Below are 15725 nucleotides of genomic sequence, written 5' to 3' on the forward strand. Positions count from 1 at the left end.
GCTCCGACATCAAATAGCATAGCTTATTTTTTATCAGCCGTCAATTCATGTCATAATTGCGGCCTTATCTGTGAGGACGTTACTATTATAGCTGAATTTCCCAACATCAGATATCACAAAGGAGGAGACTGGTATCACATTTTCGTTGATACCTTGTGCGATACCATCCACGTTTTGCTGATAGCGTATCAGTGCATGCGTGATTCTGTACAGAAAATTGGGGGGAGCAGACGGCCGCAGCACGGTCTGTCCTGCGGCGAAGCGAAAAGAATAGCGTTCCGGCTTTGGATGCATACTGACAGTATCAATTGAAAAAAGTGCCGGGCAATGCTACAATAAAGGCGGTATATCAAATAACTGCATGCATGGTAGAAGATGGTGCGTGTGATCCGGGAGAATTTTGTATGAAATATGACGTAATTATTATAGGTGCAGGGCCGGGCGGTATTTTTTCCGCCTATGAACTGTGCAAAAAGGGCAGTGGGTTGCGTATTGCCGTATTTGAGGCAGGATATCCGCTGGAAAAGCGGCGATGCCCGATCGACCGCAGCAAGGTAAAATCGTGCATCAACTGTGAAACCTGTGCGATTATGAACGGCTTCGGCGGTGCAGGTGCTTTTTCTGACGGAAAATACAACATCACAAACGATTTCGGCGGCACGCTGTATGAGTATATCGGCAGGGAAGAGGCTATTTCACTGATGAAATATGTCGACGGCATCAATGTCTCGCACGGCGGAGCGCATACGAAGATGTATTCGACTGCCGGAACGAAATTCAAAAAGCTGTGCATGCAGAATAAGCTGAAGCTGTTGGATGCCTCTGTCCGGCATCTCGGCACGGACATCAATTATGTCGTGCTGGAAAATCTCTACAATGAACTGAAGGACTGCGTTGACTTCTATTTCCATACACCGGTCACCGATTTGGAATGTATCGAGGACGGATACCGCGTGCGGTATACAGATGGCTTTGCCGACTGTACCAAATGTATTGTTTCGGTCGGACGGAGCGGAAGCAAGTGGATGGAACGTATTTGCAGCAGTCTGGACATCCCGACGAAATCCAATCGTGTGGACATCGGTGTGCGCGTAGAGCTTCCCGCTGTGATTTTCTCTCATCTGACAGACGAGCTGTATGAGAGCAAAATCGTCTATCGGACGGAAAAATTTGAGGACAATGTCCGGACATTCTGCATGAACCCCTACGGCATTGTCGTCAATGAGAATACAAATGGCATTGTAACAGTCAACGGTCACAGCTATGAGGACCCGGAGCACCAGACAGAAAATACCAATTTTGCGCTGCTGGTGGCAAAGCATTTTTCCGAACCATTCAAAGACAGCAACGGATATGGCGAGAGCATTGCGCGCTTGTCCAACATGCTGGGAGGCGGTGTCATTGTCCAGCGCTTTGGTGACCTGATCCGTGGCAGGCGGAGCACAGCGAAGCGCATGGAGGAGGGCATGGTCGTTCCGACGCTCACGGCGACACCGGGCGATCTGAGCCTTGTACTGCCCAAACGTATTTTGGACGGTATTGTTGAGATGATCTATGCGTTGGATAAAATTGCGCCGGGAACGGCGAATGATGATACGCTGCTCTATGGTGTAGAGGTCAAGTTCTATAACATGGAAGTGGATTTGGACAAAAATCTGGAGACAAAGCACAGGGGACTGTATGTCATCGGCGACGGCAGCGGTGTCACGCATTCGCTGTCACATGCATCCGCGAGCGGAATCTATGTCGCAAGGCATATTTTAGGTGAATAACCATTGCAATGGGGCTCCCGGCTGTGCCTGCAGCTGACAGGAGCCCTGTTTTTTTACAAAGACATTACATTGTTTTACAGAAAAGTGGTAGAATCGAGTTAAAATTACTGGTTTAATAATGATAAAAGCGATTGATTCATAATAGGGAGGATATCAATGGATACCACATGCTATACAAACAGAGAGCTGTCCTGGTTACAGTTCAACGAACGGGTACTGAATGAAGCAGGGAATGCCAGAGTTCCACTGGCAGAGCGCCTGAGCTTTGCGGCGATCTATCAGTCCAATTTGGATGAATTTTTCATGGTTCGCGTCGGCACATTGATGGTTCAAATGCATTCCGATGAAAAAATTCGTGAGAATAAGACGAATATGACCAGCGAGGAGCAGGTAAAGGCCATCCTCAAACGTGTTGCGGAGCTGGAACAGAAGAAATCCAGAATTTATGAACAGCTGATGGGCGAGTTGGAGCCGCAGGGTATCCGCATCATCAATTTTAACAAGCTGTCGAACGAGGAAGGCGCTCTGCTGGAGACCTATTTCGACCAGAATATTGCGCCGTTCCTGTCCCCGATGATTATCGGCAAGCAGCAGCCGTTCCCATTCCTCAACAACAAGCAGTTGTATGCGCTGGTTTTGCTGTCCACAAAGGGCGGCAAGGGCAAGATGGGAATCGTGCCATGCACAAACAGTGTATTTAAGCGCCTGATTGAAATCCCCTCCCGTCCGGGCACGTTTATGCTGTGCGAGGAGCTGATTCTGCACTTTGTCTCTAAGCTGTATCCGAAATATACCGTCAGAGAAAAGTCCATCATGCGCGTAACCCGCAATGCAGATATTGACGCAACAGATGTACTGGATGAAGATCTCGATTACCGCGATGTCATGGAGCATCTGATTAAACAGCGCACCCGCCTGAGCCCGGTGCGTCTGGAGCTGAGTCGGCAGATCAATGATAAGACACAGAAGGAGCTTGCAAAGTTCCTCGGCGTACATAAGCGGCATATCATCAAGGTAGACACCCCGCTCGACCTGTCGTTTGGCTTCCAGCTGCAAGGCTATCTGCGAGATAAGACCAACCTGTTTTATGAGCGCAGAAGCCCGCAGATGACGCCCGCACTCAACCTTAAGGAAAGCATTCTGGATCAGGTCGCAAAGAAGGATGTCCTGCTGTCCTATCCGTTTGAGAGCATGAAACCGTTCCTGCGCATGCTGCATGAGGCGGCAGAGGATGACAGTGTGGTATCCATCAAAATGACGTTGTACCGCGTTGCAGAGCGCAGTAAGGTCATCGATGCACTGATCGAAGCGGCAGAAAACGGAAAAGAAGTTGTCGTATTGGTTGAACTGCGCGCCCGGTTTGATGAGGCGAACAATATCGAGATGTCCAAGCGGCTCGAAGACGCTGGCTGCCACATCATTTACGGTCTCGGCATGTACAAGGTACATTCCAAGCTGTGCCTCATTACGCGCCATACCGAACAGGGGCTGTCCTATATCACCCAGATCGGTACGGGCAATTACAACGAAAAGACTTCGCGGCTGTATACCGATCTGTCGCTGCTCACGGGCAACCAGAAAATTGGTGCAGAAGCGGCACGCGTATTCAAATCGTTGATGCTCGGCGAGACGGTGGAACAGACGGAACACCTGCTGGTTGCACCGAAGTGCCTGCAAAACAAAGTTATCGCGATGATCGACGCCGAAGAACAGAAGGCATTGCGCGGTGAGCCTGCTTATGTCGGCGTAAAGATCAATTCGCTCACAGACAAGGCCATCATTGAAAAGCTGATTGAAGCATCGAAGGCGGGCGTAAAGATTGAGCTGATTGTCCGCGGCATCTGCTGCCTTGTTCCGGGCATTCCCGGCGAGACAGAAAATATCACGGTGGTCAGTGTTGTCGGACGTTTCCTCGAGCATTCACGTATCTATCGCTTCGGCGTAGGGGCAGACGAGAAGATTTATATCGCTTCTGCCGATTTCATGACGCGCAATACCATCAAACGCGTTGAGGTCGCCGCGCCGATTTATGATGAAGAAATTCGTGACCGCCTGCGCCATATTTTTGATACAGTTATGGCGGACGACGAGAAGGGCAAGCAGCAGACCTGTGACCGCGCATATGTTGATCGGAATCTCCATGAGAAAAAGCTCAATTCACAGGAGCTGTTCTATGAGGAGGCATACCGCGCAACTGCGACACAGGATCCGGCAACTGCCGCACAGGATCAGGATAACTGAGAAGATATCTGCGCAAAATTGTGAAAACAGCAGCCGGAAGCTGCAAAATGCGGCTTCCGGCTGCTGTTATTTGTTCAGAGATTCTGTATCACGGCTCATTCTCCCGCCTTGCCGGTGATGATCCACGGTGCCGGCTGGGTGTCAAAATTGTTTTTGCTGTTGAGCTTGGAGACCGAAATCTGGATGATATCCGGGTCGTTGATGCCGAGACTCTTGCACAGCGCAGGCATTTCGGCGGCAACTCTGAAGTCCAGTGTATAGATGACAAATTCCATGTTCGGATTGAGCTTGAGCAGGCACTTCATTTCCTGCTCCATGCTGGCGGATGCGACGAGCATCGTGACGTCCGGAACAGGCAATCCCTTCATGGTCTCGTCATCGACATGATCGATGATGGTGACATTGTTCAGACCAAACTGGTTGATGTTGTCTTCCAGAGTCTTGCGGTCGCGGGAGTTGTATTCTACGGCGATAACTGTACCTTCGCCGCCGAGGATGGCAGCTTCGACAGCGATGGATTCGCCCGAAATGACACACAGATTTTTCTGTGGATCGATCTGCATCTTGCTCAGGATGACAGCACGGATTTCCGATCCGACATACCGGACAGAGCCGAAGGCAAAGGAAAGGTTGTTCATGCCGAATTTAAACGTGCTGCGTGCCTTGGGATTGAGAATCAGCATGCCGGCAGAGGCATTGATGCCGCGGTTCATCATATCATAAACCTTGTTCTGCTTGATCGGGCCGCTCGGTTCACTGCCTTCGTTGTAGATAACGGTGCATTCACCCAGACCGGCGTTATACATGCGATAGAAGATATCCGGATGGCCGGCTTCGGTAAACACCAGAACAGAACGATGGGACTCAACAGTCGGAATCAAGTTTTTGTTTTTTCGGGTGATATCCAGAATTTTGACCCGTTCCAGATCAACATCTGCGTTGTCCGTAAAATACTGAAGCCATGCCAGAATATGGGCATTTGTAAAAAGGTTGTTTTCCATATAAAAACGCTCCTTTGCGTTTGGTTTCTCTTATCATATCATACTTTCGTGAGAAATGCACGAAATATAAAGAAGAATAGAGAAGTTTTTTGTGTGAATGCGCCTGCGGACAGGCCAATACCTTCTGTGGGAAATTGCCAAATCCCCTTGTCAGTCTTTCGGAGGTGTGCTATGCTAACAATAATTCCTGAGAATGAAAGTCAGAGAGGGACTGGTATGGCAGACGAAAACAGGCTTGAAATCATTGACGGAACCCTGAGACGATGCATCGGCGGAGCAGGAAAGCTCGTCCTGCCGCACGCAGTGGAACGGATTGCAGCACAGGCATTTGAAAGCTGTACGTCTGTGGAGAAAATAGAATTGCCGGGCAATCAGCTCCGGCTGCTCGCAGAGCATATTTTCTCCGGCTGTACGTCGCTGAAAAAACTGTCACTCTGGGGTGAAGTAGAAGATGCGGAAGGAAAGCGTTTTACAAGCCGGGCTCGGTTGAGAGAATACCTTGGGCTGGAAGAAAACGTACAGCTGGAATGGGAGTGCCCGACTGTTTGGTGTCTGGAAGACCGGTGCCAGTTCTGCGGCGGAATGCTTTGGGACGGCGTAATGCGCGTCTGTTCCTTCTGCGGAAGAATCAACTGATGGATGCGCTGCATCTATGGGAAAGGAGAACAGAAATGACATTTGAGCAACTGGAACAGAAATTTATCGGCAGAGAGGTCGATGAGGACAGACTGAATTATTATTTTACCATGATGGGAAGGTTTGGCAAGGCATCGATGTATACGTTCTCGTTCCATACGGAAGGATATACCATTTCAGCGGATGTATGTGTCGAACAGGGCAGAATCACGGGTATTGTGCCGGAAAAGGAGCCGCGTGAAGATGAATGGGGCCGTGTTCCCGATCCCGGCCCGGCAGATATCCAGCCGGAAGAATACGAGTCGATGGCAATGTATTTTCAGAGCGTGGTAATTTAGGAGTATCTGAACAGATAGTGCCTAAGCTCCACATGCCGCAGACGATGCAGCGACAGAGGAAAAGGGAAAAGGCAGACCAGAAGCAAGTTGTGCTTTCGGTCTGCCTTTTTTGCAGGAAAATAGATTGGGTTTTGTAGGTTAGGTTTAGTAATGAGAGTTTATTTTGTGAGAATTAGGGAACCTCTGATTTAATCCTCACCACCATATAGGTTGGGGATATGATAAAATAAGACTATCAAAACAAAGGTGGTGCATGACAATGAAGCAGGAAACATTTACAGACATGGAATACAGCTTCCGCAAGAAGAAAACCAAGCGGGAAGAATTTCTGGAAATCATGGACGAGATCATCCCCTGGGATGAGTGGGTAGGTGTCATTGCACCCTACTACCCCAAGGGAAAACGAGGCCGTCCACCTATGGGAATTGAGAAAATGCTGCGGATGTATCTGCTTCAGATCTGGTTCAACCTGTCTGACCCGGCAACCGAGGATGCCATTTACGACAGCTATGCCATGCGGAAATTTACAGGCATTGACTTCATGACGGAAGCGGTGCCGGATGAAACGACGCTGTGTAAATTCCGCCATCTTCTGGAAGAAAACGGGCTGAATAAACTGTTTTTTGACGCAATCAACCGGGTTATGGTAGGAACCGGACACATGATGAAGGGCGGCACCATCGTGGACGCGACGATCATCAATGCTCCCAGCTCCACAAAAAACGCTGAGAAAGCTCGTGACCCCGAAATGCACCAGACCAAGAAGGGGAAAGAATGGCGGTTTGGGATGAAATGTCATATCGGCGTAGATGCAGGCAGCGGCCTGGTTCACACGATAACCGTCACAGCAGCAAACGAGCATGACATCACGCAAGTAGCGAATCTGCTCCGGGAAGATGACGAGGTAGTCTATGGGGATTCCGGCTATCTTGGAGTACAAAAACGTCCTGAAATTGCCAACAATGCGCATTTTTCAAAGATTGACTTTCGTATTAACCGCCGTCCCAGAAGTCTTCCTAAAGTCAGTGACAAAGCCACTGACTGGGAACGGTATATCGAAAACCACAAATCCTCGGTGCGGTGCAAAGTAGAGCATGTGTTTCGGATCATCAAGTGTCAGTTCGGCTACAAGAAAACGGTGTATCGTGGACTGATGAAAAACGAGAATCGACTATACGCCATGTTCGCCTGTGCCAATTTGTACGCTCTCGCCATCGCCGGGCGAAAACTTTCCACAACCTGATATAGGGGTAGTCTGCCCTTTTTCGGAAAAGGAGCCGAAAAACAGAAGAATAACGGCTATTTCGCTCTGAAATCGCCTTAACCAAGCGCAAAAACGGCAATGTATCGAGTGGGAACAGAATAAAGGCTATTTATTCAGAGGTTCCTTAACTTAATAACAGGGACTACGCCGATGTCGGAAATTGCCTGATTCAGTGCATTCATTTTGTTTCCCTCCAGATTTGTTTTGAATTATGAAACTGCGTTTTGTATTTCCCTTTGCTGATTCTTATTATGTACCCTTTGCCAAAAAAACAAGTGGAAATTCGTGAATTGATTGACAAAAATATCTTGTAATTTTTATGAAAAACCGATAAAATAGAAACAGAGTTTCATAATTCAAAACAGAGAGGAGATTGACCATGGCTGAAAAGAGTTCTCCCGTGCAGTCGCTCGACCGTGCATTTGATATCATGGAGCGACTCTGCGAAGCGCGCGACGGACTGACCATTCACACACTCACTGAGATGACCGGACTGCACAAGAGCACCGTGCACCGGATGCTGTCTGCCATGGTAACACGCGGCTATGTGCGCAAGGATGAGGAGACAAACAAATACCGCATGACGACGCGCCTGTATGCGCTGGCAGGACAGGTCGTGGAAAACCTCGACCTGGTACAGATTGCCCGCGGGCCGATGGAGCGCCTGCGCGACGAGGTCGGAGAGACTGTGCATTTGGTCGTGCCGGACGGCAGCGACATTGTCTATGTCCACAAGGTGGAGGCAGAAAACAGTGCCATCCGCATGTTCTCGCGCATTGGCATGCGCCGCCCGATGTACTGCACGGGTGTGGGCAAGGCGATTCTTGCGAGCCTGACCGATAAAGAGGTGGATGCGATCTGGGAACAGAGCGACATTCAGCCGTATACGCAGCACACAATTGTGACGAGGGAACGCTTGCAGGATGTACTGGAGGCGATCCGGCGCCGCGGTTATGCGTTTGACAACGAGGAAAATGAACTCGGCGTGCGCTGTATTGCAACGGCGATTTACGATTACACAGGCCGGGCCTGCGGTGCGATCTCACTCAGCGCCCCGCTGATGCGCATGACAGATACCTATCTGGCACAGCTCCAGCCGCATCTGATGGCGGCGCGTGACCGCATCTCACGTGACATGGGCTGGAGGGGATGACATGTCCCTGTCCGGCAGATAGAGCAAAGCCCTCCCGTAATCGGTTGGCGGAAGGGCTTTGCTGTTTTTACGGGATTTTCCGGAAGGAAATCAAAATCAGTAGCTCAGACCGAAGTTGAGTTCATAGTAGTTGCCTGCGGTGTCGCGGTATGCATATGCCTTGCCGTTTTCGTCCTTGAGCGCATCCGGCATGTACAGATCCTTGTCATAGCCCGGGACGTCGTTCGGGCTGACACAGCGGCCTTCGGCGTCGACAGCGAGGACCTCATCGCCGCGCGGCAGCGTGATGGGCAATTTGCCGGTTGCCGCATACCGACCGAGCATGACGTCGACAGTTGCGGAGAGATAGGTGTCATAGCCTGCGGTGAGCGCATCGACATGAGGCTCAATATTGCCCACCTGCCATGCAAGCGTGAAATTGATGTTGGCAATGACTTTGCCGCCGTTTGCGTGGACGGCAGCTGTGATGTCCACAATGCGTTTTGCACCGGGGAGCGTGGTTTCTGTGTGCGTTTCTGCGACCGGACGGCCCGTTTCATCGACGTTCGGCACTGTCTTGTCTTCACAGATATCCAGTTCGAGATAACCCGATGTGGCGTTAAAGTATTCGCCGGAGGACGGAGAAATCATCAGGATGGCATAGTCCGTCTGTGCGGGATCTTCGACAATCACAGCACCTTCCAACAGCTTTTTCAGTTCGGCGGTGTCTTTTTCTGCAAGCTCCGGCTGCTTGTAAAATGCCTCCGCATAGACCTTTTTGCCGGTGAGACTGTCGGCAGTCAGCGGCAGTGTGCCATCATTTTTCAGCAGAGTTACGCTCTTGCGGTGCGCATCCATTGCATTCGCCCAGTCGGTCTGGTTGGCGGTGACGGCCTTCGCCTCCGCCGGATCACGGTACGGATTGTCAAACATGCCGAGTGCAAACATCTCGGTCATTGTGCGGATGACAGCGCGGTTCAGCGCTTCTTCGGTCAGTTCAAGCTCCTCTCTGCGGAAGCCGTCCGGGACGGGATGTGTGTCGTAATAGCCATTCTTTGTACGCGCCAGTGCTTCCTTGCCGTAATCAATGTCAAACAGACCGCTGATGAGGTCGACACCGCCATTGTTCAGCGCGAATGCAATGCGCTCCGGCTGGTCGAGCATTTCAACACCCCAGCCCATGTTATGGACAATGCCGGTATCCGAATTGATATAGCCCTGGAAGCCCATCTGCTTGCGCAGCATGCCGTCGATAAACGGTTTGTTATATGCGAAGCCGAACGGCTGCATTTCTATCGGATGGCCGTTTTTGTCTGTCTGCGGTGCGCTCTTTTCGGCGGACGGCTTGGAATAGTATGGCATGATCGCGGAGGCATGGTTGTCTACAGCAACCTGGAAGGCTGGGATGTGGTATTTCTGGAGGCTGCCCTCGGTGGCGTAGACGTTCCACTGTCCTGCGGCATAGTGTGGGTCAAAGCCATTTTCCCGTGCGCCGCCGCCCGGGAAATGCTTGACTGTCATGGCGACGCCATCGTTCGTGACACCATCTGAACTGCCCTGAATACGCGGCAGAAGGTGCTCGAAAATCTCGCAGATCAGTGCCGGATCTTCGCCGAAGGTACCATAGGTGCGCTGCCAGCGCGGATCGGTCATGACATCCGCCATATACATATATCCCTTGCGCAGGCCGGTTGCATTCCAGCTGCGGCGGATTGCGTCGGCAAACTGGTCGGCGATTTCGATGCTGTCGCCCTTGATGGCGGCCGCAATGCCAAGCGTACCCGGCCAGGTGGCAAAGACACCGGAAGCATCATTCATGCCGAATACGGGAATTGCATGCTCATTGCGCGAGTTGGAAGCTGCCTGTACCGGGACAAAATGTTCACATTCCTCGGCGACGGCCTGCATCTGGTTGAGGAAGTCGGTCAGATATTCTGCGTCAGAATTGGCACGCAGAATAAAATGCCGTGCCCACCAGTTCTTCAGCAGGAAAGAAGTGCTGGGCAGGTGTTGCTCGCCGAAAATGGTTTTGCCGTGTAATTCGCCTTCGTCCAGAAGGCCGGATTCATCCAGCAGACTTTTGTCCTTTTGCGCCTCGCCGGTGCGCCAATCTGAAATAAAAATCTGTCCCAGCTTTTCCTCTGTGGTCAGCGTCTGCGCATAGGCGCGGGCGCGTTCCTCTGCGGGCAGACGCCAGTCCGCAACCGGGTTCAGCGTGCCGGAGCCGTCGATGTCCTTAAAATAACAACCATCCTGCTCAATGATACGGCGTGCAACCGTGCCGATCACCGGCCCGTTTGCATTTTTATAGTATGTTACGTGTTCAGAAGCCTTTTTTGCCATGTCATGTCCTCCTGTCTCTGTCCCGACAGCAATCGGGATAAAAAATTCTATTTGGGATACAAAGAGTAACTATCACGTGCTTCTATTATACCATGTTCTTTTGGGCGAAAACGGGGTAGTTCTCATCTAAAAATATACAATTTTATGTTTTTTTGCATTTTTGTTTTGTTTTCAGAGAAAAGCGGCAGGACACTTTGCGATTGGAAGAGCCTGTGCTATAATAGCGGTATCCAAAATAAAACCTATTTCACGACAGGAGTGAAACAAAATGAGAAAGAGCTTTGGCGCAAAGCCGTTTCTGTATCCGCAGCCGGTGCTGATGATCGCATCCTATGACGCGGACGGCATGCCGGATGTCATGAACGCCGCATGGGGCTGCATCAGCGATTCCAACCAGATCGCCCTGTATCTCAGCGCCGGACACAAGACCGTCAAGAATATTCTTGCCAGAAAGGCATTTACCGTCAGCATGGCAGATGAAGCGCATGTAGTTGCCTGCGATTATGTCGGCATTGTCTCCGGCAATCAGGTGCCGGACAAGGTTGCACGCGCGGGCTTCCATACGACAAAGAGTGAACTGGTGGATGCGCCGATGATCGATGAGCTGCCGATGACACTGGAATGCCGATTGGTCAGCTATGACGAACAGTCGGAGTGCATGCTCGGCGAGATTGTAAATGTCAGCGCGGAGGAGAGCATCCTTGGGGCCGACGGCAATATTGACCCGTCCCGGCTGCACCCGATTGCGTTTGACCCGGTTAACCGCACGTATCTGGCGCTGGGCGAAAAAGTCGGAAATGCATTTCAGGATGGAGCAAAGTTGAAATAAAGGAGAACAATCACATGAGAATCAATAAGAATACGACAATCGGCGCACTGCTGGAGGCCATTCCGGAAGCAGCGGATATCCTGACCAATATGGGCATGCACTGCATCGGCTGCCCGTCCGCCCGTATGGAGACACTCGAGCAGGCGGCAGAGGTTCACGGCATGGATGCAGATGATCTGATTGAGGATCTCAAGGGCTTCCTGGGTGCGTGAGCACGGCAAGCGTTCCATATAGACAAATGCACCCGCTGCGCATGCAGCGAGTGCATTTTTTCTGCCGATAGGGGCGGTTTGCAAAGAAAATTCCGCCCGACTGTGGCAGAGCGGCGGGCGGCGTGGTACAATAAGGACGATAAAACAACTGGCTCAGGGGGCATTGGATGGAAAATCTGATATTTGAACAGGGAAAACGCGGGGCAGTACTGGTAAAATCCAACAGCAGCGCCGCGTTTCTGACGGTTCCGGACACGTGGCAGGGTGTGCCGGTGACGGAAATCGGAGATTATGCCTTTGCGCAGCAGCCGCAGCTCCGGCGTGTCGCGCTGCCGGGAAGTGTCGATTCCATCGGCAATCATGCATTTTATAACTGCGCTGCGCTGGAACAGCTGGTGCTGCAAAACGGCCTGCGCTCGGTCGGCGACGGCGCATTCAAAAACTGCCGGGCGCTTCACCACATTTTTGTGAGGGGGCTGGCCTGGCTCAAAAGCATTGTGACCGATTTTACCAACGAAATTACGCTGACCATCGAGACAGGGGACAGACAGACAGTTGTCCTCCTGTTCCCGGAATATGATTATGCCTTTCAGGAGATCATTCCACCGCGCGAATTCCGTTCAGTCACCTATGGTTCCGGTTCGTTTTACCGGATGTGTGTGACGCGCAACGGCGTCAATTTCGACGAATATGACCGCACCTTCCCGCGCGCAGTGCGCGAGGACGAGCCGGAAGCTGTGCAGGCGATCGCGTTTTACCGCCTGCTGTACCCATACCAGCTGCGCGCGAAATATCGGACAGCGTATCTGGATTATCTGTCCGCGCATGCAGCGGAAGTCGTTTCCGATGTGCTGACAGCGCGTGATTTGCCGCGGCTGGAGCTGTTGATTCGAGAAGAGCTGCTGACCCGGGAGCAGCTGGAAGACGCGATTGCGGCAGCATCGGAACGTGAGTTCCCAGAGGGTGTCAGCCTGCTCATGGATCACCGGTTGTCGCGTTTCGGACGCCGGGCAAACCGGTTTGCGCTGTAGGGGGTGCGGCATGAATGCACTTCATGAACAGCTGATCCGGATCGGAGACCGCATTCTGTCACTGGCACGCAGTGAGCTGTACCTGTCTATGCGGTTTCTGGATGTGGCGCTGTCCGCACTGTCCTATGAATTAAATCTGAATACGCGAACCATTGCCACTGATGGCGTGCACATCTTTTACAATCCCAATTATCTGATTTCTGCCTATCAGGACGACCCGGTGGGTGTCAACCGCACTTATCTGCATATGGTGCTGCATTGTATTTTTCGGCATATGACGCAGGACGAAGACCGCGATGCGGAGGACTGGAATCTTGCATGTGATATTGCGGTGGAATCCGTATTGGATTCCATGGAGTATCCGTGCGTGCAGCGTCTGGTGACTGACCGCAGGCAGGAATATTATGACCGTCTGGAATTGTCAGTCTGCAACGCGGAACAGGTTTACGGTGCGCTGTCTCACATGTCCTACGTTGACAAGCGGCGCATGCAGGAAGAATTTCTGGCGGACGATCACAAATTCTGGGAACAGCTGAAAGATGACAAAAACGACGGGCAGCCATCGCCCGACAGCGATTCCCCGGACAGTCCGCCGCCTGACCGGGAGGAAGTCGATCGGAAATGGCAGGACATCAGCCGCAAGACACAGACCTCGATGGAGACCTTTCACCGGGAGCTCAACCTCATGGCGGGCAGCCTGCGGCAGCAATTACAGATTGAAAACCGGGAACGCTGTGACTACCGCAAATTTTTGCAGAAATTTGCGGTCACGCGTGAGGAGGTTCGCATCGATCCGGACAGCTTTGACTATGGGTATTACAACTACAGCATGCAGCTGTACCAAAATATGCCGCTGATAGAAGAACTGGAATACCGTGAGGCGCGCAAAATCCACGATTTTGTCATTGCGGTAGACACCTCCGGTTCGTGCAGCGGCGAGCTGGTACGGCGGTTTCTGGAACAGACAGTGAGTCTGCTGCTGGATACCGGCAGCTTTTTTCGCTCAGTCAATGTCCACGTTATCCAGTGCGACGCCGACATCCAGTCAGATTTGAAAATAACCGATACCACGCATCTGACGGAGGTTTTGCAGACGTTTGAGGTCTGCGGAAACGGTGACACGGATTTTCGACCGGTCTTTGACTATGTGGAACAGCTACAGCGGCAGGGTGAGCTGCTGCACCTGCGCGGCATGCTGTTTTTTACCGATGGATTTGGCATTTTTCCGCAGAAACGCCCGCCCTATGATGTCGCGTTTCTGTTTCTGGATGACAATTATGCCGACCATATGGTGCCGCCGTGGGCGATGAAGCTCGTCCTGGGCACAGACGATATCACAAAAGGGATGAAACGATGAATATACTACGCGCAAAACAGGAAATCATTCACACCGTGCGGGCCTATCTGGCGAAGGATGGGGAGGGGAATTACTGCATTCCCTCCGTGCACCAGCGTCCGGTTTTGCTGATGGGCCCTCCGGGCATCGGCAAGACCGCGATTATGGAACAGGTCGCCGCAGAGTGCGGCATTGCACTGGTGTCTTATACCATCACGCACCACACCAGACAGAGCGCCATCGGTCTGCCGTATCTGACAAAGCGAAATTACAGCGGCAAAGAACTGACCATCACGGAATACACGATGAGCGAAATTATCGCGTCCGTATACGACAAGATGGAGGAGACTGACCTGCGCGAGGGCATTCTGTTCATCGATGAGATCAACTGCGTTTCCGAAACACTTGCACCGACCATGCTCCAGCTGTTACAGCGCAAATCCTTCGGAAGCCATTTTGTGCCGGAGGGCTGGATCATTGTTGCCGCCGGAAATCCGCCGGAATACAACAAATCTGTGCGCGATTTCGATGTTGTCACGCTCGACCGCCTGCGTCGTATTGATGTGCAGGAGGATTATGCAGTCTGGAAGAAGTATGCTTACCGCAGCCGCATCCATCCGGCGATTCTCTCTTATCTGGACATTAAGAAGCAGAATTTTTATGCGTTTGAAACCACAGTAGACGGACAGGCATTTGTCACCGCGCGCGGCTGGGAGGATCTGTCGCAGTTCCTTCTCACCTGCGAGCAGCTGGATTTTCCGGTCGATGAACCGGTCATTCTGGAATATCTTCAGCATCCGCGCATTGCGCGCGATTTTGCCGCGTATTATGATCTGTTCTGCAAATACCAGTCGGATTACCATGTGGAGGAAATCCTGTCCGGCGGGCTGCCTGCCGCCGCACTGGAGCGGCTGAAAACCGCGCCGTTCGATGAACGGCTCAGCGTGATCGGCCTGCTGATCGGCCGCCTGACAGAGGCTTTTTCCACAGCGTATTACACGGACATGTCAGCTTCACGCCTGTTTGAGGGCCTGAAATCGGTCAAACGATATCTCGGCCAGCAGCCGCTGGGCGAGTTGCTGGCGCGCGAGTCCGACCGCATCCGTACATCGCTGTATGCCCGTCAAAAAGCTGCGGCTGTCGACCGGAGGGAGGTCTCCGCACTGCTGCGGGCAGCACAACAGCTGGAGGATGACCGGGCAGTGTTGTCTGCGGAGGCAGTCCGCAGCGATGACGACGGTTTTGTGCTTCTCTCGGAACGCTTTCAGGCAGAAGTACAGAAAATGGAGGAGCAGGCAGACTCTGCATCACAGCAGCTGGAGCACGCCTTTGCCTTCCTGGAAACCGCCTTTGGCAAAAGTCAGGAGCTGGTGGTCTTTGTTACCGAGTTGAATACAAACTTTTTCAGCACGTGGTTTATCGGGCAGTATGGTAGCGAGGCATACGCCCGCAACAACAAAGAGCTGATGATCGGAAAGCGGCGGCAACAGCTGCTGGGCGATATCGGGAAAATTCAGAGCTTCCTGACCGGACTTTGAGAAACCGGGACAGAGAGGATAGAAAAAAATCCGGATGGCATTTTTTACCAGC

The 15725-nt window shown here is 51.9% G+C and carries 13 protein-coding genes; 11 read left to right on the forward strand and 2 right to left on the reverse strand.

The window, feature by feature from the left end:
- The first annotated feature begins 404 nt into the window (after window positions 1-404).
- Window positions 405-1772, forward strand: a complete 1368-nt coding sequence (locus CBW42_RS09190; RefSeq protein WP_087020341.1) for an NAD(P)/FAD-dependent oxidoreductase — start codon at window positions 405-407, stop codon at window positions 1770-1772.
- Between the two features lie 156 nt (window positions 1773-1928).
- On the forward strand, window positions 1929-4013 hold the full coding sequence (gene ppk1, locus CBW42_RS09195; RefSeq protein ID WP_087020344.1) for a polyphosphate kinase 1: 2085 nt from the start codon (window positions 1929-1931) through the stop codon (window positions 4011-4013).
- A gap of 95 nt (window positions 4014-4108) precedes the next feature.
- Here ppk1 and CBW42_RS09200 read toward each other — a convergent pair whose 3' ends face one another.
- The gene (locus tag CBW42_RS09200; protein WP_087020348.1) at window positions 4109-5014 is read right to left on the reverse strand and encodes a precorrin-6B methylase; all 906 of its coding nucleotides are present in this window, start codon (window positions 5012-5014) and stop codon (window positions 4109-4111) included.
- 216 nt (window positions 5015-5230) lie between these two features.
- Between CBW42_RS09200 and CBW42_RS14670 the strand changes: the two genes are divergently transcribed.
- The 4 genes from CBW42_RS14670 to CBW42_RS09220 all read left to right on the forward strand — a co-directional run bounded on the left by CBW42_RS14670 (window position 5231) and on the right by CBW42_RS09220 (window position 8405).
- A complete protein-coding gene (locus tag CBW42_RS14670) occupies window positions 5231-5650 on the forward strand; it encodes a leucine-rich repeat protein (RefSeq protein ID WP_165761118.1) in 420 nt (139 codons plus the stop codon).
- Window positions 5651-5685: 35 nt separating this feature from the next.
- Window positions 5686-5988, forward strand: coding sequence for a hypothetical protein (locus tag CBW42_RS09210; protein WP_087020351.1), 303 nt, complete (start codon window positions 5686-5688; stop codon window positions 5986-5988).
- Between the two features lie 259 nt (window positions 5989-6247).
- Window positions 6248-7231: an IS5 family transposase gene (locus CBW42_RS09215; RefSeq protein ID WP_087020354.1), complete on the forward strand. Its 984-nt coding sequence runs from the start codon at window positions 6248-6250 to the stop codon at window positions 7229-7231.
- A gap of 400 nt (window positions 7232-7631) precedes the next feature.
- Window positions 7632-8405: an IclR family transcriptional regulator gene (locus CBW42_RS09220; RefSeq protein WP_087020357.1), complete on the forward strand. Its 774-nt coding sequence runs from the start codon at window positions 7632-7634 to the stop codon at window positions 8403-8405.
- 96 nt (window positions 8406-8501) lie between these two features.
- Here CBW42_RS09220 and CBW42_RS09225 read toward each other — a convergent pair whose 3' ends face one another.
- A complete protein-coding gene (locus CBW42_RS09225) occupies window positions 8502-10727 on the reverse strand; it encodes a glycoside hydrolase family 3 N-terminal domain-containing protein (RefSeq protein ID WP_087020360.1) in 2226 nt (741 codons plus the stop codon).
- A gap of 268 nt (window positions 10728-10995) precedes the next feature.
- On the opposite strand from CBW42_RS09225, the gene CBW42_RS09230 reads away from it, so the two are divergent.
- From CBW42_RS09230 to CBW42_RS09250, 5 genes are all read left to right on the forward strand, one after another.
- Window positions 10996-11556 carry a flavin reductase family protein gene (locus tag CBW42_RS09230; RefSeq protein WP_087020363.1) on the forward strand — a complete coding sequence of 187 codons (561 nt, stop codon included), beginning with the start codon at window positions 10996-10998 and terminating at the stop codon, window positions 11554-11556.
- A gap of 14 nt (window positions 11557-11570) precedes the next feature.
- Window positions 11571-11768, forward strand: coding sequence for a DUF1858 domain-containing protein (locus tag CBW42_RS09235; protein ID WP_087020366.1), 198 nt, complete (start codon window positions 11571-11573; stop codon window positions 11766-11768).
- A 167-nt stretch (window positions 11769-11935) separates the two neighbouring features.
- The gene (locus CBW42_RS09240) at window positions 11936-12799 is read left to right on the forward strand and encodes a leucine-rich repeat domain-containing protein (protein WP_087020369.1); all 864 of its coding nucleotides are present in this window, start codon (window positions 11936-11938) and stop codon (window positions 12797-12799) included.
- Between the two features lie 10 nt (window positions 12800-12809).
- Window positions 12810-14156, forward strand: a complete 1347-nt coding sequence (locus tag CBW42_RS09245) for a vWA domain-containing protein (RefSeq protein WP_087020372.1) — start codon at window positions 12810-12812, stop codon at window positions 14154-14156.
- The gene (locus CBW42_RS09250) at window positions 14153-15673 is read left to right on the forward strand and encodes an ATP-binding protein (RefSeq protein WP_087020375.1); all 1521 of its coding nucleotides are present in this window, start codon (window positions 14153-14155) and stop codon (window positions 15671-15673) included. Before CBW42_RS09245 ends, CBW42_RS09250 begins: the two co-directional genes overlap by 4 nt.
- Window positions 15674-15725 lie beyond the last annotated feature (52 nt).

Origin of the sequence: Butyricicoccus porcorum (assembly GCF_002157465.1) — a bacterium.
Classification (GTDB): Bacteria; Bacillota; Clostridia; order Oscillospirales; family Butyricicoccaceae; genus Butyricicoccus_A; species Butyricicoccus_A porcorum.